Source organism: Litchfieldella rifensis (genome assembly GCF_042646605.1).
GTDB classification, from domain to species: Bacteria; Pseudomonadota; Gammaproteobacteria; order Pseudomonadales; family Halomonadaceae; genus Litchfieldella; species Litchfieldella rifensis.
Genome location: NZ_JBHRUG010000016.1, coordinates 36,757 through 56,328, shown reverse-complemented (window position 1 = coordinate 56,328; position 19,572 = coordinate 36,757). Strand labels below are relative to the sequence as shown.

Annotated in this window: 17 protein-coding genes; 8 read left to right on the top strand and 9 right to left on the bottom strand. The window is 65.7% G+C overall.

All coding sequences use genetic code 11. From position 1 onward, the window contains the following. Genes ACFOEV_RS06670 through ACFOEV_RS06645 form a run of 6 tightly spaced genes read right to left on the bottom strand, consistent with a single transcriptional unit; the run spans nucleotide 1 to nucleotide 5,848 of the window. Nucleotides 1-1,038 carry a nickel/cobalt transporter gene (locus ACFOEV_RS06670; RefSeq protein ID WP_386772358.1) on the bottom strand — a complete coding sequence of 346 codons (1,038 nt, stop codon included), beginning with the start codon at nucleotides 1,036-1,038 and terminating at the stop codon, nucleotides 1-3. Further along, on the bottom strand, nucleotides 1,026-1,703 hold the full coding sequence (locus tag ACFOEV_RS06665) for a DUF1007 family protein (protein WP_386772357.1): 678 nt from the start codon (nucleotides 1,701-1,703) through the stop codon (nucleotides 1,026-1,028). The genes ACFOEV_RS06670 and ACFOEV_RS06665 overlap by 13 nt, the downstream gene beginning before the upstream one ends. Nucleotides 1,704-1,735: 32 nt before the next feature. Next, nucleotides 1,736-3,121, bottom strand: a complete 1,386-nt coding sequence (locus tag ACFOEV_RS06660; RefSeq protein WP_386772356.1) for a sigma-54-dependent transcriptional regulator — start codon at nucleotides 3,119-3,121, stop codon at nucleotides 1,736-1,738. After that, a complete protein-coding gene (locus ACFOEV_RS06655) occupies nucleotides 3,118-4,953 on the bottom strand; it encodes a sensor histidine kinase (protein WP_386772355.1) in 1,836 nt (611 codons plus the stop codon). The genes ACFOEV_RS06660 and ACFOEV_RS06655 overlap by 4 nt, the downstream gene beginning before the upstream one ends. Beyond that, a complete protein-coding gene (locus ACFOEV_RS06650; RefSeq protein ID WP_386772354.1) occupies nucleotides 4,950-5,315 on the bottom strand; it encodes a hypothetical protein in 366 nt (121 codons plus the stop codon). The genes ACFOEV_RS06655 and ACFOEV_RS06650 overlap by 4 nt, the downstream gene beginning before the upstream one ends. Further along, nucleotides 5,312-5,848, bottom strand: a complete 537-nt coding sequence (locus ACFOEV_RS06645) for a hypothetical protein (protein WP_386772353.1) — start codon at nucleotides 5,846-5,848, stop codon at nucleotides 5,312-5,314. The genes ACFOEV_RS06650 and ACFOEV_RS06645 overlap by 4 nt, the downstream gene beginning before the upstream one ends. Before the next feature lie 164 nt (nucleotides 5,849-6,012). On the opposite strand from ACFOEV_RS06645, the gene ACFOEV_RS06640 reads away from it, so the two are divergent. From ACFOEV_RS06640 to ACFOEV_RS06630, 3 genes are all read left to right on the top strand, one after another. Further along, on the top strand, nucleotides 6,013-7,146 hold the full coding sequence (locus tag ACFOEV_RS06640) for a glycerate kinase (RefSeq protein ID WP_386772352.1): 1,134 nt from the start codon (nucleotides 6,013-6,015) through the stop codon (nucleotides 7,144-7,146). A gap of 131 nt (nucleotides 7,147-7,277) precedes the next feature. Further along, on the top strand, nucleotides 7,278-7,751 hold the full coding sequence (locus ACFOEV_RS06635) for a Dps family protein (protein WP_386772351.1): 474 nt from the start codon (nucleotides 7,278-7,280) through the stop codon (nucleotides 7,749-7,751). Nucleotides 7,752-7,953: 202 nt separating this feature from the next. Continuing rightward, nucleotides 7,954-8,301, top strand: coding sequence for a hypothetical protein (locus ACFOEV_RS06630; protein ID WP_386772350.1), 348 nt, complete (start codon nucleotides 7,954-7,956; stop codon nucleotides 8,299-8,301). Nucleotides 8,302-8,306: 5 nt separating this feature from the next. Here ACFOEV_RS06630 and ACFOEV_RS06625 read toward each other — a convergent pair whose 3' ends face one another. After that, a complete protein-coding gene (locus ACFOEV_RS06625; protein ID WP_386772349.1) occupies nucleotides 8,307-9,776 on the bottom strand; it encodes an aminoacyl-histidine dipeptidase in 1,470 nt (489 codons plus the stop codon). A 72-nt stretch (nucleotides 9,777-9,848) separates the two neighbouring features. Then, complete coding sequence (locus tag ACFOEV_RS06620; RefSeq protein WP_386772348.1) at nucleotides 9,849-12,041, bottom strand: tRNA(Met) cytidine acetyltransferase TmcA; 2,193 nt, start codon at nucleotides 12,039-12,041, stop codon at nucleotides 9,849-9,851. 306 nt (nucleotides 12,042-12,347) lie between these two features. Here ACFOEV_RS06620 and dctP point away from each other — a divergent pair, with 306 nt between their 5' ends. The 4 genes from dctP to ACFOEV_RS06600 all read left to right on the top strand — a co-directional run bounded on the left by dctP (nucleotide 12,348) and on the right by ACFOEV_RS06600 (nucleotide 17,276). Continuing rightward, entirely contained in the window at nucleotides 12,348-13,457 is a 1,110-nt protein-coding gene (gene dctP, locus ACFOEV_RS06615; protein ID WP_386772347.1) for a TRAP transporter substrate-binding protein DctP, read from the top strand. A 119-nt stretch (nucleotides 13,458-13,576) separates the two neighbouring features. Then, nucleotides 13,577-14,071 carry a TRAP transporter small permease subunit gene (locus ACFOEV_RS06610; RefSeq protein ID WP_386772346.1) on the top strand — a complete coding sequence of 165 codons (495 nt, stop codon included), beginning with the start codon at nucleotides 13,577-13,579 and terminating at the stop codon, nucleotides 14,069-14,071. A 3-nt stretch (nucleotides 14,072-14,074) separates the two neighbouring features. Beyond that, on the top strand, nucleotides 14,075-15,400 hold the full coding sequence (locus ACFOEV_RS06605) for a TRAP transporter large permease (RefSeq protein ID WP_386772345.1): 1,326 nt from the start codon (nucleotides 14,075-14,077) through the stop codon (nucleotides 15,398-15,400). Nucleotides 15,401-15,599: 199 nt separating this feature from the next. Next, nucleotides 15,600-17,276, top strand: coding sequence for an ABC transporter permease (locus tag ACFOEV_RS06600; protein WP_386772434.1), 1,677 nt, complete (start codon nucleotides 15,600-15,602; stop codon nucleotides 17,274-17,276). Here ACFOEV_RS06600 and ACFOEV_RS06595 read toward each other — a convergent pair. Next, the gene (locus tag ACFOEV_RS06595) at nucleotides 17,229-18,293 is read right to left on the bottom strand and encodes an ABC transporter ATP-binding protein (RefSeq protein ID WP_386772433.1); all 1,065 of its coding nucleotides are present in this window, start codon (nucleotides 18,291-18,293) and stop codon (nucleotides 17,229-17,231) included. The two genes, ACFOEV_RS06600 and ACFOEV_RS06595, sit on opposite strands and share 48 nt — an antisense overlap. Nucleotides 18,294-18,601: 308 nt before the next feature. Here ACFOEV_RS06595 and ACFOEV_RS06590 point away from each other — a divergent pair. Then, nucleotides 18,602-19,572, top strand: a 971-nt coding sequence (locus ACFOEV_RS06590; RefSeq protein ID WP_386772344.1) for a Fe(3+) ABC transporter substrate-binding protein, incomplete at its 3' end; no start/stop codon positions are given.

The window sequence follows — 19,572 nt, the reverse complement described above, 5'->3', positions numbered from 1 at the left end:
TCAGTCCCCCGGGCCGAAGGGGCTGCGTGGGACGGCGGCCCCGCCATCGTGCGCCGGTGGCTCACCGAGCAAGGGAGCACCGCCGGGGCTGGCGGCACCGGCCACGGACAGCGAGACCCCCAGCATGACGATGGCCATGCCCCCGCCCAAGGCCGCCCAGCCCAACGCACGCTGGACACGGCGGCCGCCGTGGTGGCGGACCAGGCGGCGTTCCGCCCACCCGCGTGCCACGACACTGGCCAGGGCCAGGGCCGATACCGCCAGCGACGTGCCCACCGCCATCACCAGCACCGCCGCCACCCCGACCCAGAACTGGCCGAGCAGCGACGCCGCTCCCAGCAACAGCACGCCACCGCTGCAGGGACGGATGCCGATGGCCACCACCGTGGCCACGGCGGTGCGCCAGTCGCCGGTTTTGAGCGGATCGACGTGGTGGGCACTGCCGCAACCGCAGTGATGGTCATGCCGATGGGGCGCGGGATCATGGACCTGACGGTGCTCGCCGGCGGCTGAGACGGCAGCCGGTCGGCGGCGCAACTGGCGCAGGGCACGAGCGCACAGCCACAGCCCCAGCAATGTGACCATCAGGAAACTGGCCTGCTCGACCCACATCACCGAGCCCATGGCCTGACGGGTCAGCCAGCCGAGCCCATGCACCAGCACCGCCACCAGCGAGATGGCCACCAGGGCCTGCAGCAGCGAGGCGGCGCAGGACAGCGCCAGGGCACGGCGCAGGGCACCGCCCTGGGACAACAGGTAGGTGGTCAATACCGCCTTGCCATGCCCCGGCCCGGCGGCGTGGAAGACCCCGTAACCGAAGCTGACGGCCAGCAGTGTCGCCCAGGCCGCCGGCGATGGCGAACCGGACAGCTCGGTGATGGCCAGGGTCAAGGCACGATGCAGGTCACGTTGCCAGGCCACGATCTGTAGCCCCAGCCCCTGGCCCCCGCCCTGGTACAGCCAATACAACAACAAGGCGCCGACCAGGATCGGCAGCAGCGCGCACGCGGCCTTGGCGGCCGGACTCAATCGGCGCATGCCACCTCCCCGGTTTCCGCAAAGTACCGGCCCAGCCCCCCGGGGGCTTCATCGGTCACATCCAGTCGCGCGGCCTGTGCCACCTTGACCGGATCGGGGTCGGCCGCTGCGATACGCGACGTGCAGACACGATCGCCACCGACCACGACCAGGGCCTCGTCCAGCGGCACCTCGTCATGGTCCGCCTCATGCACGACCTCGATGTAGTAGCTCGGGTCGAAGACCTGGTAGCGGAGGGCCTCCTCTCCCAGCTCGAGAGGACTCTCCAGCGGCAGCCGGAAGGAGAATTCCACGCGCCCGTCCCGCTCCATCACGGTGTATTCGCTGACGTCTCCCGCGGCGACCGGCTTGCCGTCGTACGTCATTTCGGTGAAGTAGTGCTGCGGCGCCAGGGTATCGCGGATCTCCAGACCCAGCTGGTCGAGGCGCGCCTCCATGCTGGCCTCGCCCTCGGCCGCTCCCAGTTCCTCGAGGATGACCAGGCTATAGAAGGGATCCATCCGCCAGCGCTGGTGCAGAGCCGCGACGCGCCCCTGGTCATCGAGGATCACGCGCACGCTCAGATCGATCCAGCCGTGAGGGTGGGCGCTCGCCATCCCCGGTATCAGCAACAGCAAGCCCAGGCCCATGGCCCTCCACTTGCCGATAAGGTAAGGCTTCAGCATTCGGGAACATCCCCAGTCGTCGTGATCAGGCGTCATTCGTCAGGCGCCACGAGGAAGGCCTCGCGGCGCAGCCCATATTTCTGCATCTTCTGGTTGAGCGTGCGCCGCGGCAGCTCCAGTTCCTCGAGTACCGCCTGGATATTGCCTTCGTGCCGGCTCAGGGCCGCCCGCAGCAACACCGACTCGAAGGCCGCCAGTTGGGCCGCCAGGGAGATCCGCTGCTCGCCGTTTTCCTCGCTCAGTTGGGGAATCTCCAGGCCCAGGATAAAGCGGGTCGCGGCATTGCGCAGCTCGCGCAGGTTTCCCGGCCACTGATGATGCCCCAGGGCCGCGAGAAGTTCCGTACCGGGATGGCACGGAGGGCGGTCGTGCACCTCGGCCGCCTGCTGGCAGAAGTGACGAAACAGCAGCCCGATATCCTCGCGCCGCTCACGCAACGGCGGGATGCTCAGTTCGGCGATGGCCAGCCGGTAGTAGAGATCCTCGCGAAACTCGCCACGCGCCGCCAGGACCAGCAGATCGGTCTTGGTCGCGGCGACCACCCGCAGGTCGAGTGCGATCATCGCATTACTGCCCAGGCGGCCGATCTCGCCCTCCTGCAGGGCGCGCAGCAGCTTGACCTGGGCGGCCAGCGGCAGCGACTCGATCTCGTCGAGAAACAGGGTGCCGCCGCTGGCATGCTCCAGCTTGCCGATACGCCGCTCGATGGCCCCGGTAAAGGCGCCCTTCTCGTGGCCGAACAGCTCGGATTCGATCAGCTCCGGGGCGATGGCACCGCAGTTGAGCGCCACGAAGGGGGCACCCTCACCGGGGCCGTAGTCATGCAGGCAACGCGCTACCACCTCCTTGCCACTGCCGGTCTCGCCATGCACCAGGATATTGGCACGGGTCGGTGCCAGATTCATCAACTGCTCGCGCAGCCGGGTCATGGCCGGTGCCGCACCGAGCAGACGGCTCGCCAACCCGCCCTGCTTCAGCGCGACTCGCAGGCGTCGATTGTCGAGGGCCAAGCGGCGGCGCTCCAGGGCTCGGCGCACGCGCTCCTCGAGCTGCTCGGGCTCGAAGGGCTTTTCGACGAAGTCCCAGGCGCCCTCGCGCATGGCCGCCACCGCCATGGGCACATCGCCATGACCGGTGATCAACACCACCGGCAGCGCCTCATCGAGCTCCTGTACGGCGCGCAGCAGTGCAAGACCATCGAGCCCCGGCATCTTGACATCGCTGACCAGCACCCCACAGGGGGCTTCGTCCCGCAACGCCTCGAGCGCCGACTGGGCACGACTGAAGGTACGCACCGTGAGCTCTGAGAGTTCCAGCCACTGGCTTAGGGACTCGCGGACATCGGGGTCGTCATCGACCAGCCAGATCGGCAACTCGGTCGTCTCCAAGAAGATCGTACTTGCGGACGCGGCGCTCATGACAGCGGTTCCCTGGCAGTCTTGGGGGTGGAGGTGGCAGGATACGCTCGGGGCAGCTCGACGCAGAAACAGGCACCGCCCCCCGCTTCCCGGGGACGATTCTCGGCGCGAATGCGGCCCTCAAGATCCTGCACGATGCCATAGACGATGAATAGCCCCAGGCCCAGGCCGTCTCCCACCGTCTTGGTGGTGAAGAAGGGATCGAAGAGATGCTCCAGCGCCGCCTCGTCGATGCCCGGGCCATTGTCGGCGACCCACAATCGGACCCGTTGTTCATCGGCTTCGATGGCGATATCCAGTCGCGGCGCCTCGACCCCGCGCACGGCATCGAGGGCGTTGCGCAGCAGGTTGGTGATCAGTTGCTCGAGGCGCACCTCGTCACCGGCGATCCACGCTGGCTCGGCGGAGACGCCACCGCTCCTCTCGATGTGCAGGACCACGTCCTGGCGCCGCAGGCGCTCCTCGAGCAGCTCGACGACGAAGTCGATCCGCGCCGACAGATCCACCGGTTCGCGCGCCCCGCCCTTGCGGGCGAACAGCTTGAGCTGGCGGATCAGGGTGGCCAGGCGCTCGGAGAGCACCTGGATGCGCCGGAAGTTGTCGCCCGCAGCGTCGTGACGACCGCGCTCGAGCAGCCGCTCGCCGCTGGCCGCGTAGGTGCGGATACCCGCCAGCGGCTGATTCAGCTCGTGGGCGATGCCGGCGGCCATGGTGCCCAGTGCCGCCAGCTTGCCGGCCTGCACCAGTTCGGCCTGGGCCGACTGCAACTCCCGGGTGCGCTCAGTGACGCGGCTCTCCAGACGCTCGTTGGCCTCGCGCATGATCCGCGTCTCACGCTCCCGCAGGCGCAGACGCTTCTGGCGTTCGCGCAACCACAGCCCCAGCAGCAGCAACGCCACCACCACCGCCGTGGCCGCCAGCAGGGTATTGCGCGCGCGGGTATACAGCGGGCGCACCGGCACCAGGTAGTGCATGGTCCACCCCAGGGTCGACAAACCACGGGATGCATCCAGGAAGCGCGCGCCGACGCCACCGCCGCCGATCAGCAGAGAGCCGTCCCGCAGGCGCTGGCCCAGGGGCTCCAACGCCGCGCCCATGAACTGGCGCTGCTCGCGGATGCCGGCCAGCGCCTTGGCGTCGATCTCCCCCAGCCGACGGTAGCGCCAGTCGGGGCGGCTGGAGAGGAGCACCACCCCATTGGCGTCCGACAGCAGCACCTTCTCGCCGGCACGGCGCCAGTCCTCCTGCAGCGACTCCAGCGAGACCTTGAGCGCCAGCACTCCGGCCGGGGTATCGCCGTCGTGCCGGGCACCCCCCACCGCGGTCGAGACGAAATACCCGGCGCGTCCGGTGGTGCTGCCGATGGCGAAGAACTCGCCGCGCCCACCCGCCATGGCCTCGATGAAATAGGGGCGGAAGAGATAGTTGTGGCCGATGAAGCTCTGGTCATCGCCATGATTGCTGGCCGCCAGGGTCAGGCCCTCGGCATTCATCAGGAAGATCGCCTCGGCCCCGGAACGCTCGGCCACCAGGGCCAGGTAGGCGTTGACCTGTTCAGTGAACACCCCCACCTCATCGACCAACGCCGCCTGGACCAGCGGCTGGCGAGCCAGCAGTTCCGGCAGGTAGGTGAAGCGTTCGAGGGCTCCCTGCAAGCTGCTGGTATACAGCGCCAGGCGGTTGTCGGCGTAACGTTCAGCCTCGCGAGTGGCCTGATCGAACTGCCAATGCCACACCCACCACAGCAGGCCCAGAATCACGACAGCCGCACAGGTCGGCCCCCACCATCGTAGCCGCGCTCGCCACTCGTCGCCTGTCCCCGCGACGCTCATGGCGCCAGGCCCAGCCGGGCCTGCAGATCGACCAACAAGCGGTCGAGACTATAGGGTTCCAGCGGCCGCTGGCCACGCTGCCCACTGAACGCCACTCGGCTGCTGTCTTCGCCCACGGCGTCGACCTGAAGGGTAATCTGGTAGCCTGGCCAGGTGGCCGAAACGGCCTCGGCGCGCCCCAGGTCGGTATCAGCATGGCGAATCACGTAGCCACGCTCGGCCAGCATGGCAACCCCCTCCTCGAGTACCCGTTGCTGGCTGGCGGCCAGCGTCATCGCGCGCGGCTCGACCGGGGCAGGCGTGGTGGCGCAGGCCGCGAGGGTCAGCACGATACCGAACAGTAGCAAGCCACGCAGGATCATGGTGACTCCCTCGCTCTCTCGGCATCGATGGTGGTACGCAACTCGCGACAGAAATCGGCGTCGCTGGCGGTGTAGCTCTCGCGCGTCACGCCGTCGATGTCGACGACCCTCACATCGCGGGACACTTGCACCCACTCACCGTCGGCAACCACCGAAACCCGTTCCTGGCGCTGGGCACTGCCGCCCACGCTCGTGCCGAAGCCGAGCCCGATGCCGCCCCCCATGTAGTGTCGGGAGCCGAGGCCATAGAAACCATACCAGCCGCCATATGGCCAGGGGTCATAATACCGGTGATAGCCATAGATCACACGAGTGCGCTCGGCACTGACCAGCCCCAGGTCGCTATTGGTATCGCGTATCGTAAAGCCTTGGGCCTCGAGCGCCGCGACCACAGGCTCGTTGGCCTCGGCTCCCGCCAGTTGCTGTTCCCAGCGACACTCGGCGGCTGGCGGCGACATATCCTCGGGCAATGTCGCCGGACCGCTGGCACACCCGGCAAGCCACACCGCCATCGACAAGACCCAGACTCGCATGGGCGTTCTCCACTGGTGTTCTTGTCATCAGTGTATGCGCCATCGCGCCCTGTGAGGAGAGATGCGCAGGGTTGAAGCGCCTTCCCGATATCGTCAAGCTTAGGCGAATCGAACCGGTATCGGCATTGTCAAGGTTCGCCCCCTACCGCCACGGAACCCGACACATGAACCTCCTGATCGCCCCGGACAGCTTCAAGGACGCCCTATCCGCCCGTGACGCCGCAGCGGCGATTGCCGCAGGGGCGCGCCGGGCACGCCCCGATGTCATCGCGCACGAGTGCCCGATGGGCGACGGCGGGGAAGGCACCCTCGACGCTCTGCTCGCCGCCACCGGCGCCGAACGCCGTGAGGCACGGGTACAGGATGCCCTGGGGCGTCCCTTGACCGCGGCCTGGGGTTGGCAACCCGGGACACGGACGGCCTTCGTCGAACTGGCCGAGGCCAGCGGCCTGCAGCAACTCGCACGCGAAGAACGCACGGCTCTGCACAGCACCACCTTCGGGGTCGGCGAGTTGATTCGCGAGGCGTTGGATGCCGGTGCCGAACGCCTGCTGTTGACCCTGGGCGGCAGCGCCACCAACGATGCCGGCGCCGGCATGCTGAGCGCTCTCGGCGGCCGCCTGCTGGATAGCGACGGCCATCTCCTGCCGCCGGGCGGTGCGGCGCTGGCGAACCTGGCCGAGCTCGACCTGTCGGGCCTCGACTCGCGGCTCGCGACACTCGAGATCGAGGCCGCCGTGGACGTCGACAACCCTTTGCTGGGCAGCCGTGGCGCCAGCGCCGTATTCGGCCCGCAGAAGGGGGCCAGCCAAGCCGAGGTCGAGGCCCTGGATGCGGCCTTGAGCCGCTTTGCCGACCTCACCGCCAAGGCGATGGGAACGGATCACCGCGATCTTCCCGGCGCCGGCGCTGCGGGCGGCATGGGCTTCGCCGCGCGCGCCTTCCTGGGTGCCAGCCTACGCCCGGGCATCGAACTGGTGATGGAACAGGTGGATTTCCCTCGCCTGCTCGCGAACGCGGACCTGGTGATCACTGGCGAAGGGCAGCTCGATGGCCAGAGCCTGGCCGGCAAGACCCCCATCGGCATCGCCCGTGCCGCACAGGCCAGGCAGGTACCGTGCGTGGCGCTGGTCGGACGGTTGGGACAGGGTTGGCAAGCGGCCCATACCGAGGGCATCAGCGCCGCCTTCGCACTGGCCGATGGCCCCATGGCACTGGATGAGGCGCTGTCGCGCTGCGCCGAACTGCTCGAGGAGCGTGCCGAGGAGGTCGTCAGGCTGTTCGTGGCACGAACTTGAGATTGCCGAGCATCGCCCGCATGTCATTGACATTGGCTATAGAGGCAATGGCAACAATTCGTTAACCGACAGTCACCACTTCGCCTTAGACTGGTAGCCAATTCCGGCAATCGGATCAAGGAGGTAGCTAGATGTCCGACACCAATTCCATCGGCCTACACCAGGCCAGCGCCAGCCAGCTCGCCGAGAAGCTCAACGCCTTGCTGGCCAATTACCAGATCTTCTACATGAACGTGCGCGGCTACCATTGGAACGTCAAGGGGCCACGCTTCTTCGAACTGCATACCAAGTTCGAGGAGTTCTACACCGATCTGTTGACGAAGGTCGACGAGGTTGCCGAACGGATCCTGACGCTGGGTCACCAGCCCGTCCACGCCTACAGCGACTATGTAGAGATCGCCTCGATCCGCGAGGACAAGGACGTACACGACGGCGAAGCCTGCGTACGAGGCATCCTCAAGGGATACCAGACCCTGATCGAGCTGCAGCGCGAGATCCTGTCGCTGGCCTCGGATGCCGACGACGAAGGGACTGCCGCCCAGGTCAGCGACTATATCCGCGAACAGGAAAAGACCGTGTGGATGCTCAACGCCTACCTGGGGTGAATCATCTGCCACGATAGGCAAACTCGCGCCGTCCCGAACCGCTCGGGACGGCGCTTGCATGTGCGGACCGCCAAATAGGGAGAGAGCGAGGAAAGCGCCAGAATATTAGAAAACACCGTTCGCCGGCATGTGGAAAGCCAATATACTGTATGTTAGGGAGCTGCGGGGGTGGTTCGAACAGTCGCAGAGCGGAGGACACCCCATGCGATACACGACACTGTTGACAGGCTTGCTGCTGGGCATGGCACTGGCCTTCGCCACCCCGGCACTCGCCGACCATGAGCGACGCAGTGGCTACCACCAGCCTAGCCACCATCACTATCACGGCCACCACCACAAGGGCGGCAGGCATTACCGGGCGCCGCACTATGCCAGGCACTACCGACACCACCATCGGCCGTCGCGGATCATCGAGAAGCATGTGATCATCCACGAGCAGCCACGTTACCTACCGCCCCGCCATGGGGATCATCACTATTACCACCGCTCTTCCAGCGTGCCGCTGGTGACGGTGGGTGGCTATCCGGTGGTCACCATACGCGTCGACTGAACCGCTCAGGCTGCCCGATCACTGGCCAGGTCCTCGATCAAGGCCCGCAGCAGCAGCCAGAACTCTTCTACCGAGGCGATTTCGGCCCGCTCGTCCGGCGAGTGGGCACCGCGAATCTGCGGTCCGAAAGAGACCATCTCCAGATGGGGATACTTGCCCCCCAGAATGCCGCATTCCAGGCCGGCGTGAATTACCTTGACCTCAGGATCGCTACCCAGGCATTGCCGATGCAGGCGGCAAAAGCGAGCCAGCAGCGCACTTTCCGGGTTGGGCGTCCAGCCCGGATAGGCATTCTCGACCCGGGTCCGGGCACCGATCAGGGCGAACAGCGCCGTAAAACGGTCCGCGATATCCGCTGTCGCACTATCCCGCAGCGAACGCACCAGGGCACATAGGTAAAAGCGGCCACTCTCCAGGCTCACGACGCCGAGATTGTTGGAGGTCTCCACCACGCCGGGGACTTCGACACTCATCCGTTCCACGCCACAAGGGGCAGCATGCAGCGCATTCACCAGCAGATGGCTGGCGGTCTCGGTGAGGGCCTCCGCAGGGTGCGCTTCGAGGGGCGTCAGCGCCAGCGTCAGCCCCGCGTCGACCCCGGCCAGTTCACGGCGCAGCTCGTCCTGCAAGGCGGCGAGTCGCACCGTGACCGCCTCGACTTCGGCACGCGGCAAGGCCAGGGTGGCGAAGGCCTCGCGTGGCAAGGCATTGCGCAGGGTGCCGCCATGATAGTCGACCAGCCTCGTCCCGGAAGCTTCCAGAGCCCGCAACACCCGCACCAGCAAACGATTGGCATTGCCGCGTCCCTTGTGGATGTCGATACCTGAATGGCCACCGACCAGTCCCGTCAGTGACAGGCGCCAGGCCTGCTCGTCATCATCCAGAGGGCGGGTCGGGAACTGTGCCTCGACCACCACATCGGCGCCACCGGCACAACCGATATACACCTGGCCGCGGTCCTCGGAGTCCAGGTTGAGCAGCACTTGCCCCTCTAGCCAGTCTTCGGCCAGGTTCAACGCCCCGCCCATGGAGGACTCCTCTTCCAGGGTGAATAGGGCTTCCAGCGGGCCATGGGCCAAGCTCTCGTCAGCGAGAACCGCCAGCGCTGCCGCCACGCCAAGGCCGTTATCGGCGCCGAGCGTGGTGTGGCGGGCATGCAGCCAGCCGTCGGCGACATAGGTATCGATCGGATCGCGGGTGAAATCATGCGGGTGATCGGCATTGGCCTGGACCACCATGTCCAGATGCCCCTGCAGGATGACTCCCGGCGATCGTTCATGGCCGGGACTGGCCGGCTTGCGGATCCGCAGGTTGCCGAAATAATCGCGATCGTGGGACAGGCCGTGCTCATCGGCCCAGCGTTCCAGCACCGCCACCAGTGCCGCTTCGTGGCCGGAAGGCCGTGGCGTGTTGCACAGGGTACGGAAATGCCGCCACACCGGTTGCGGCGCAAGCTGTTCGAGATGTGCGTTCATGGCGATTCTGTGTGAAGGAAAGGTATTTTACCTTACCGCCAGCCCCGCCGCGGAAAAAGAGCCTGCCCGCCATCAGGCCTGCCATCGCTGCCAGCGAGCCAGGGCGTCGCGCAGCCGTTGCTGTACCTGGCGCCGGCCGGGCAGGCCCAGTTGTGTGGCCAGCCAGGCCGGTTCGCGCCCTTGGAAGAGCGCCGCCACCAGCAGCCAGGCATCCGGATCACGGGAGCCCCCCGCCGCGAGTCCCCGGCGCACCAGCGCCTGCAAGGCCGGGCGCACCAGCGCCGGTTCGCGATGTCCCAGCGCCACGTCGTCGATGTCGCGGAGTTCCGCGGGCGTGAGTTCCTCGACCGGGCTTTCCGTCAGCAGCGACGCTGCCACCCCCGGGTCGAGCGTCTTCAATTCGAAGGCCAGCAAGGTCGGAAGCAGGGACTGGAAACGCCTCTGCAGCTCCCGCACCAGCTCCTGGCCGGCGTCGCTGACACCGCGTACCACCATGAGGGCATGCTCGCCACTGGACGCCTCACGGGTCAGCCCCAGGCGTACCGCCACGCAGCCATTATGTTGCCAGAAGGTGATCAGGCCAGGCTCGGCACCGAAGCTTGCTCCCAGCAGATCGATGCCATCGGCATGGGCTCGGGCAAGCTCCGCCTCGAACAGACGCCGTCCCAGCCCCTGCCGGCGGCATGCCTCGTGCACGGCGATACGCATGATCCGTCGCAAACGTGAGGTGAGTGCCCGACGACTCCCGGCATGCGCCGCCAGCGACTGGGCCAGCAGATGGCCGCGTGGGCGCCTTTCGCCACGCGCCACACGCTCGGCCAGCTCGCCGGGAAAGCCCCCTTCGTCGACACAAGCCACTACGGCCTGGACATGATGTGCCGCCTCCAGGGTGGTGATCCGGGTACGCGGACCATCCAGCAGACGGCGCAGGTCACTGGGACGAGTGCGATAATGGGCCTGCACCAGCAGACCGAACAGCTCGCGCAAGCGCGGCTCGTCGGTGGCCAACTCCTCACGGCGGCAATGGATTCGCTCGTCGGCTTGTGGCGAAGGCACCTCGCCGGCTGGTGCCGGTTCCGCATCCAGCAGCAACAGGCGTGAGGTCAGGCGCTCCAACGGGTCACCGGAAGCGAAGCGGATCGGTGTCTCGAGATGGCAACTCCGCCAGTCCGGCGTCTCACGCTCGAGATGGGCGCGAAAACGCACCGCGAACCCCCGTCCGGAACCTTCATAGCCGTGCACCGTGGTGGCAAAGGCCAGGCGTGGGAAATGCCGCAGCCACAACCCCAGTGCCGGGGAGGGAATGGCCGCGGCCTCGTCGACCAGCAGCAGGCTACCCGCACCGCCCACGTCTCGTGCAGCGACCCTGGCCGACAGCGCATCCGGCGCCAGGAACTGCACGCGACGCACGCCACTCCCGACGTCCCATGTGAAGGCGTTGGCATGGCGGTGACCCTGTGGACACATCGCCTCCAGCCGGGCAAACAGGGCCTCGACGGCCGACGGTTGCGGTGCCGTGACCCAGATGTCGCGCTCGCCCGCTGCCAGCCAGCGGGCACAGGCGATCCCCAGGGCCGCGCTCTTGCCGCGGCCCCGATCGGCGGTCAGCACCAGGGGCCGGCGGCGACGCAGGCGGGTCAGCAGGGCCACGGCGCGGGCCTGATCTCGGGTGGCGCAGTCCGGGTCCCCCACCGCTGGCGCCGAAGGTACATGGCCAGGCAAGGCCGGCAAGGCGATGGTGCCATCCGCCTGCCAGTGGATGACCTCGCTGGACCGAGCCAACAACCTCGCCAGGCGTCGCAGGTAGCGGGTGCTGAGCTGTTCCGACCGGAAAGGGTACTCGGCCAGGCGCTCATAGTCGGCGTCCGGTTGCCGCCCCCAGTCGGGTGATGTCATCAGCACCAGCAAGCCTCCCGCTCGCAGGGTACCCGAGAGGACACCGAAGGCTTCGGGGTCGAAACCGCTGTCGCGGGAGACGGCATCGAAGATCACCAGATCCTGCTCGCCGCCCAGGCGGGTGCGTGCCTTGGCGGCTGGCAGCCAATCCGCCGGGGCAATGTCGGTAGGGCGCGAACCGGTCAGCCACAGCGGCGCCTGCCACCGGCCCGCCTGCCACAGGGCCAACGCACAGCGCCGGCAGGCACCGGGCTCTCCCGTCAACCACACCAGACCTCTCCACTGGCGGGCGGCGAGTGCGGCGCGCCGCGCCAGCAACTCGCCAAGCGGTTCCTTCGGGGGGTCACAGGGTATGGGGCCGTGGGTCATGCGCGGGCTCCCGCCAAAAAGTCCACCTTTAGTCTAAAAACTGGGGGCATTCAACGCTTCTCCCCTGTCTCCTTGCCATAACAATGAAAAAGAGGCGCTCATAACAAACTGATTTATATAGAAATCATTACTTTCCAAGGGGCATTGGCGGTACCCCGTCGCCTTCGGGCATCCGCTCGACGGCGCAGCGACTTCACCCTGCGCGTGCTAATTTACTCAAGCGTATGGTTCGTTCGTCTACCCGAAGGAGCCAAGGATATTTGGTCTAGCCGCCACATGCACAAGAACCCGACCAGGGAGCATGACATGAAAAATATCACCAGGTTCACCCTCAGCAGTCTGGCCACCAGCATTGCCCTGGCCATCTTCTCCGCTCCGACGTACAGCCAGGATAAAGCCAGTTGGACCATGACCACCACTTGGCCGGATAGTCTGGCGTTGATCGAGATCGACCGGCACTGGGTCGAGACCGTCAATCGCATCGCCGGCGACGAGATCGAGATCAACTTCCGCGCCGGCGGTACCCTGATGCCCGCCACTGAAGTCTTCGACGCCACCGAGACCGGCAGCATCGAGGCTTCCGGCGACTGGCCCGGTTACTGGGCGGGCAATTCCTCGGCATTCTCGCCGTTGGCCGCGACCCCCAGCCTGTTCAACGGCGTCGATTACCTGAACTGGATCCTGGAATGGGGCGGCTTCGAGCTCTACCAGGAGGTCTACGGTGAGTTCAATATGGTCTACCTGCCATACGGCATCACCAACAACGAGTCTGGCTTCATGGGCCGCACCCCGATCGAGAGCCTGGCCGACCTGGAAGGCAAACGCCTGCGCCTGTCGGGTCGCGATCAGGGTCGTGTTCTCGAACGGCTGGGCGGCTCCCAGGTCACGCTGTCGGGCGGCGAGATCTATCAGGCGGTGGAGCGCGGCGTGGTGGATGGCGCCGAGTTCTCGACCCCCGGTGTCGACTATGAGGCCGGCTTCGCCGAAGTCGTCGACTACTGGGCGACGCCCGGCTGGCACCAGTCCGCCAGTGTCTTTGGCGTGATGATCAACAAGGATGCCTGGGACGCGCTGTCCGAAACCACCCAGGAAAAGCTGAAGGTCGCCGCCGAGGCCACCCTGGCCTGGTCGCTGGCCTGGTCCGAGCGCACGTCCACGGAGGGCACCCAGGCGTTCAAGGAAGCCGGCGTGGAAATCTCCACGTACGGGGCGGAGGACATGGCACGCATCCAGAAAGTGACCAACGAAGTGATCGTGGAAGGGGCCTGCGAGGATCCGATGCACGCCAAGGTCTATCACTCCATGATCAGCTACATGCAGCAGTACGCCAACTGGCGCGATGTCTCGGTGCCCTACAATATGAGCCGCAGCATCGACAACCTGCCCTCTCTCGAGGAGATCGAAGCCTGCATGTAAGGGTGGAGAACGGTCGCGTCAAGGCGGCCAACGTCTGCCGCAAGACTGACCGAACGGGGCCCTGGCGGGCCCCGTGTTGGCAGATGTGTCAGTGTCCCTGACCCGGGAGATCTTCAACCATGAATGCCATCGCCAAGGCGATCGATACGTTCAACGAGTGGTTCGGGAGAATTCTCGCACCGCTGATTGCCGTCATGACCCTCGTGGTGCTCTATGACATCGCCATGCGCTTCTTCATCGGCCGCCCCAGCGACTGGGCCTTCGATATCACCAAGATGCTGTTCGGTGCCCACTTCATGCTGCTGGCGGCCTATGGCCTGCGCCACCATGCCCATGTCGAGGTCGATATCCTCAAGCGCCTGCTCTCTCGCAGGAAGCAGGCCGTGCTGGACATCCTCGGTTATGTGATCTTCTTCGTGCCCTTCATGTGGATGTTCCTGACCTACAGCTGGAGTTTCGCCATGCGCTCGTGGAGCCGTGGTGAAACCACTTACGGGATCGTGGCGCTCCCCGTCTACCCGATCAAGACCGTACTGGTCATCGCCGGCGTGGCCATATTGCTGCAAGCCATCGCCATCGTCATCCGTGCCACCCGGCAGTTGCGCGAGGAGTAAGTCATGGGTCCCGAACTGCTTACCCTGTTCATGTTCGGCGGACTGCTGGTCGGCCTGTTCATGGGCCACCCTCTGCCATTCGTGCTCGGCGGTGTTGCCGTGATGGGCGCCTACCTGGGGCCGGGGCCCCAGGTGCTTGGCACCATCATCAACAATATCTATGGCAACGCCATGGACAACTACGTGCTGGTGGCCATCCCGCTGTTCATCCTGATGGCACGCTTTCTCAACGACTCCGGCGTCACCGAACGCATGTTCGGGGCGCTGCGCCTGATGCTGGCACGGGTACGTGGCGGCCTGGCGCTCACGGTGGTCATCGTCTCGGTGCTGCTGGCCGCCACCACCGGCATCGTTGGCGCCTCGATCGCGGTGATGGGCATGATCGCCCTCGCGCCGATGCTCAAGTACGGCTACAACAAGGAGCTCAGTGCCGGGGTGATCATGGCCAGCGGCAGCCTCGGCATCCTGATCCCCCCCAGCATCATGCTGATCCTGATGGCCAGCTACTCACCGGTCTCGGTGGGTGCCCTGTTCGCCGGAGCGCTGGTCCCGGGGCTGATACTGGGCGCCATGTATGCGCTCTACGTATTGGTGCTGTGCTTCTTCAAGCCCCACTATGGCCCTCCGGTCGAGGCCGAGGAACGTGCCGAAACCAGCCGCCTGCAGCTCGTCGGCATGCTCGCCAAGTTCGTCATCCCGCCACTGGGACTGATCCTGGGAGTGCTGGGGGCTCTGTTCACCGGCATCGCCACTGCCACCGAAGCCTCGGCCATCGGTGCTCTGCTGGCCTTCGTGCTGTTCCTGATCTTCGGCGATCGTTCGATCCGTACCTGTTTCGTCACCTTCATCGAGGCCAGCAAGACCACCACCATGGTCATGCTCGTGATCGTCGGCGCCACCGCTTTCACCGGTGTGTTCTCCCGGGGCGGCGGCATGCAGTTCATTCAGGAGGTGTTACTCAACGTCCCGGGGGGTGGGGTCGGCGTGCTGGCCCTGATGCTGTTCCTGGTGTTCTTGCTGGGGATGTTCCTGGACTGGACCGGGATCGTGCTGTTGAGCTTTCCGATCATGCTGCCCATCGCCGATACGCTGGGCTACGACCCTTTGTGGTTCGTGGTGATGACCGCGGTTATCCTGCAGACCTCGTTCCTGACGCCGCCCTTCGGCTACGCGCTGTTCTATCTCAAGGGTGTGGCCCCCCCCGATGTGTCGACCCCGGACCTCTACAAGGCAGTCATCCCGTTCTGTCTGTTGATCGTGCTGACCTGCGTACTGATGTACCTGTTCCCGGCACTCGTCACCGGACTCCCCAGCACGCTGCTCGGCTAGCGAGCGCCGCTTTCCCATCGCCCTCCCGCCGTTCCGTGGACGGCGGGCGGCAAGCCTGCGGACATGCCGAAGTGCTGCAGAGCATGGCGCCAACTGATATCATTTGCGGCCGTTATCATGTCGCATTCAGCCGGTTTCAGGTAATGCCACCGGAAGGAGATTCCGCTTGTCCCGTTTTGCCAGCACCTGGCTGACGTCGATCCCTCGCCGGCTGTCGTTACGCCTCAACACCTGGACGGTGCTGACCGTCGTAGTCGCCCTGGTCGTGGCGCTACCGGTGCTGGTCGTACTCTCGCACATCTTCATGCCCACCGACGGCGTCTGGCCGCATCTCGCCAGCACCGTGCTGGGCCGGTATCTCGCCAATACGTTCGTTCTGGTGGTGGCGGTCGGGCTCGGCACCGCCGTGATCGGCACCGGCACCGCCTGGCTGGTGGCCATGTGCCGCTTCCCGGGACGCCGGATCTTCGAGTGGGCGCTTCTGCTGCCGCTGGCTGTCCCCACTTATGTCATTGCCTACGCCTATACCGACTTCCTGCAGTACGCCGGCCCGTTCCAGACTTGGCTGCGCGAACTGTTCGACTGGGGCCGGGGGGATTACTACTTTCCCGATATCCGTTCCCTGGGAGGGGCCGCCACATTGATCACCCTGGTGCTCTATCCCTATGTCTACCTGCTGGCGCGGGCGGCCTTTCTCGAACAGTCCGTGTGCGTACTGGATGTCGGTCGCACCCTGGGGCGTGGCCCTTGGCGGCTATTCGGCAACGTAGCGGTACCACTGGCACGACCGGCCATCGTCGGTGGAGTCTCGCTGGCGCTGATGGAGACCCTCAACGAATTCGGAGCAGTGCAGTTCTTCGGGGTCGATACCTTCACCACGGGCATCTATCGCACCTGGTTCGGGATGGGCGAACAGGTGGCCGCGGCACAGCTCGCCGCCTGCCTGCTGCTCTTTGTGATCGTCTTCGTGGTACTCGAGCGCTGGTCGCGAGGGCGGCGCAAGTATTTCCACACCTCCAGCCGCTACCAGCAACTCCCCGAGTATCGCCTGGGGACGTGGAGCAGCCTAGGCGCCTTCGCGGCCTGCGCCACCCCGGTGCTGATCGGTTTCCTGCTACCCAGCGCACTGCTCGCCCACCTCGCCATCCAGCAGGGAGACGCCCTGCTCGGTACGCGCTTCCTCGACTTTGCCTGGAACAGCCTGACACTGGCGACGCTGGCCTCGGTCGTCGCCGTAAGCCTGGCGGTCATCCTGAGCTATGGCGTACGCCTCCACCCCGGCCCGCTCACGCGTACCGCCACCCGCATCTCCGCCATGGGCTACGCCATCCCCGGTTCGGTCGTGGCCGTGGGCATCCTGATTCCCTTCGCCTGGCTGGACGATCAGCTCAACGGCTTCCTGAAAGAGCACTATGGCGTCATCGCCGGCCTGATCTTCAGCGGCTCCGCCTTCATTCTCATCTACGCCTACGTAGTGCGCTTTCTCGCCGTGTCCTTCAACACCGTGGAGGCCAGCCTCGGCAAGGTGACCCCCACCATGGATGCCGCCGCCCGCACCCTGGGGCAGACGGCCGCGGGTACGCTGCGCCGCGTGCACACCCCGATCATGCGCGGTAGCCTGCTCGCCGCCGGCATCCTGGTATTCGTGGACGTCATGAAGGAGCTGCCCGCCACCATCATCCTGCGTCCCTTCAATTTCGACACCCTGGCCGTGCGGGCACACAACCTGGCTTCTGACGAACGTCTCGCCGAGGCCTCCACCTCGTCTCTGGCCATCGTCGCCGTGGGCATCATTCCTGTCATCCTGCTCAGCCTGGCCATTCGTCGCTCACGTCCCGGCACTGGCAAGGTCGGCGGGAAAGACGAAGACCTGTGACGGGTCCAGCCGAATCTCCACCGGCTGGTTCGCCGCCGGGAGAAAGACCCCGGGCACCCGGGCATGGAGATGGACTTCTCGGCCGTCCTCGCCATGCACACAGATATGCAGCAGGCTGGTACGCCCCAGCAGTTTTGCCATGATCACATGGCTGTAGCGGTGGGAGGTCGGGGGCTCGTCGAGCTCGATGACGCGCAACGCCTCCGGGCGCACCAACACCTGCGCCTGGGTGCCATCCGCCAGCCCTCCCCCTTGCACCGGTCCCACCGGCGTCTGCACGACCCCGCCCCGGACCTCGCCATAGAGCTCGTTCACGTCACCGAAGAAGGTGACGACGAAGGGGTCGCAGGGAGCGCAGTAGAGTTCCTGTGGCGTGCCCATCTGTATGATGCGCCCATCGCGCATCAGCGCGATGCGGTCGGCCATGAACATTGCCTCTTCGGGGTCGTGGGTAACCAGCAGCGTGCCCGCGCCGACCTTCTTGAGTACATGCAGGGTGTCGTCGCGGATCCGGTCGCGCAGGCGGGCATCGAGGCTGGAGAAGGGCTCGTCCAGCAGCATCAATTGCGGTGCCGGGGCCAAGGCCCGTGCCAGGGCGACACGCTGCTGCTGGCCTCCCGACAGGATATGCGGGTAGGCCTTGGCGTAACCGGCCATGCCCAGTTGCTCGAGCAACTCCATGGCGCGCTGGCGCCGCTGCCGGGGGGGCTGTGTCTCGAGGCCGAACGTCACGTTCTCGAGCACGGTGAGATGGGGAAACAATGCCGAGTCCTGGAACGCCAGACCCACGTTGCGCTTCTCCGGAGGGACATGACGCCCTCCCGGCACCGCGATCTTCCGGCCATTGATGGCCACCGCTCCCTGCTGCAGGACCTCCAGGCCCGCCGCAATGCGCAGCAGGGTCGTCTTGCCACAGCCGGAGGGCCCCAGCAGACAGACGACCTCGCCCGGCTGCATCTCCAGGCTGACATCCTTCACCGCGGCATGAGGACCATAGGCATGGCGTACATTCTGCATCGCCAGCACACTGGCTTGAGGCGACGCGGTGTCCGTGGCTTCCGGCAGATTCAATTGGCTGATCATGGGTTCAAGGACGCTTCGGCCGAAGAAGAAATGACTCTCGCATGGTAACGCGAAATACTAGCAAATCGCTTTTAATTTTCATCTCGTTCTCGGCAGGATGCCATCCTTGCTGTGCCGCCCGTCGCGCGGGCACCAACGGGCAGTTGACGACGGCAAGACAAAGCTGTTCAATTGTCGAGCCCTTAAATGCAAAGAATTATCATTCTGGCAAAAAGCAATCACAACGCCCAAAGAGGTTCTCGATGATCCACCGCTATCGTCTCGCCGTTCCGCTCACCGCCGCTCTGGCGGGTGCCGCTTTCGCCACCGGCGCGTCCGCCGACGCGGTCAACCTCTATTCGGCGCGTCACTACGACTCCGACCAGGCGCTCTACGATGCCTTCACCGCGAACACCGGCATCGAAGTCAACGTCCTCGAAGGCGATGCCGATCAACTCGTCGAGCGCATCCTGCGCGAAGGCGAGGCGAGCCCCGCCGACATCATGATGACCGTGGACGCCGGGCGTCTGTGGCGCGCCGAGCAGGAGGACATCTTCGAGGGCATCGAGTCCGAGGTGCTTGCCGAGCGTCTCCCCGAGGGAATGCGCCACCCTGAGGGCAAGTGGTTCGGCTTCAGCCAGCGCGTGCGGGCGATCTTCTACAACCGCGAGAACGTCGACCCGAGTGAGATCACCAGCTACGAGGACCTGGCCGACCCGCGCTTCGAGGGCGCCATCTGCATCCGCTCCTCGAACAACATCTACAACCAGTCGCTGCTTGCTTCCCTCATTCATCACCACGGCGCGGAAGGTGCCGAGGAGTGGGCCCAGGGCGTGGTCAACAATTTCGCTCGTCAACCCGAGGGCGGTGACACCGACCAGATCCTCGGCGTCGCCAGCGGCGAGTGCGACCTCGCCGTGGCCAACCACTATTACTATGTGCGCCTACTCAAGTCCGATAACGAGGCGGATCGTGAGGCGGCCAGCAAGGTCGGCATCATCTTCCCCAACCAGGACGGCCGTGGCGCTCATGTCAATATCGGCGGCGCCGGCGTGGTCGAGGGCGCCCCCAACCGCGAGAACGCCATCCGCTTCCTGGAGTTCCTCGCCTCCGACGAGGCGCAGGAAGTCTTCGCCTCCGGCAACTACGAATTCCCGGCGGTGGAAGGCGTGAAGAAGGACCCGGCGCTGGAGTCCTGGGGCGACTTCAAGAAGGACGACCTCAACGTCAGTGT

Excerpts from the sequence above, each read along its gene's own strand:
- ACFOEV_RS06660 (WP_386772356.1), bottom strand. The coding sequence starts at position 3,121 with ATGAGCGCCGCGTCCGCAAGTACGATCTTCTTGGAGACGACCGAGTTG.
- ACFOEV_RS06625 (WP_386772349.1), bottom strand. The coding sequence starts at position 9,776 with ATGAACGCACATCTCGAACAGCTTGCGCCGCAACCGGTGTGGCGGCAT.
- ACFOEV_RS06665 (WP_386772357.1), bottom strand. The coding sequence starts at position 1,703 with ATGCTGAAGCCTTACCTTATCGGCAAGTGGAGGGCCATGGGCCTGGGC.
- ACFOEV_RS06595 (WP_386772433.1), bottom strand. The coding sequence starts at position 18,293 with ATGCAGAATGTACGCCATGCCTATGGTCCTCATGCCGCGGTGAAGGAT.
- ACFOEV_RS06620 (WP_386772348.1), bottom strand. The coding sequence starts at position 12,041 with ATGACCCACGGCCCCATACCCTGTGACCCCCCGAAGGAACCGCTTGGC.
- ACFOEV_RS06630 (WP_386772350.1), top strand. The coding sequence starts at position 7,954 with ATGCGATACACGACACTGTTGACAGGCTTGCTGCTGGGCATGGCACTG.
- ACFOEV_RS06635 (WP_386772351.1), top strand. The coding sequence starts at position 7,278 with ATGTCCGACACCAATTCCATCGGCCTACACCAGGCCAGCGCCAGCCAG.
- ACFOEV_RS06650 (WP_386772354.1), bottom strand. The coding sequence starts at position 5,315 with ATGATCCTGCGTGGCTTGCTACTGTTCGGTATCGTGCTGACCCTCGCG.
- ACFOEV_RS06605 (WP_386772345.1), top strand. The coding sequence starts at position 14,075 with ATGGGTCCCGAACTGCTTACCCTGTTCATGTTCGGCGGACTGCTGGTC.
- ACFOEV_RS06610 (WP_386772346.1), top strand. The coding sequence starts at position 13,577 with ATGAATGCCATCGCCAAGGCGATCGATACGTTCAACGAGTGGTTCGGG.
- dctP (WP_386772347.1), top strand. The coding sequence starts at position 12,348 with ATGAAAAATATCACCAGGTTCACCCTCAGCAGTCTGGCCACCAGCATT.
- ACFOEV_RS06655 (WP_386772355.1), bottom strand. The coding sequence starts at position 4,953 with ATGAGCGTCGCGGGGACAGGCGACGAGTGGCGAGCGCGGCTACGATGG.
- ACFOEV_RS06645 (WP_386772353.1), bottom strand. The coding sequence starts at position 5,848 with ATGCGAGTCTGGGTCTTGTCGATGGCGGTGTGGCTTGCCGGGTGTGCC.
- ACFOEV_RS06670 (WP_386772358.1), bottom strand. The coding sequence starts at position 1,038 with ATGCGCCGATTGAGTCCGGCCGCCAAGGCCGCGTGCGCGCTGCTGCCG.
- ACFOEV_RS06640 (WP_386772352.1), top strand. The coding sequence starts at position 6,013 with ATGAACCTCCTGATCGCCCCGGACAGCTTCAAGGACGCCCTATCCGCC.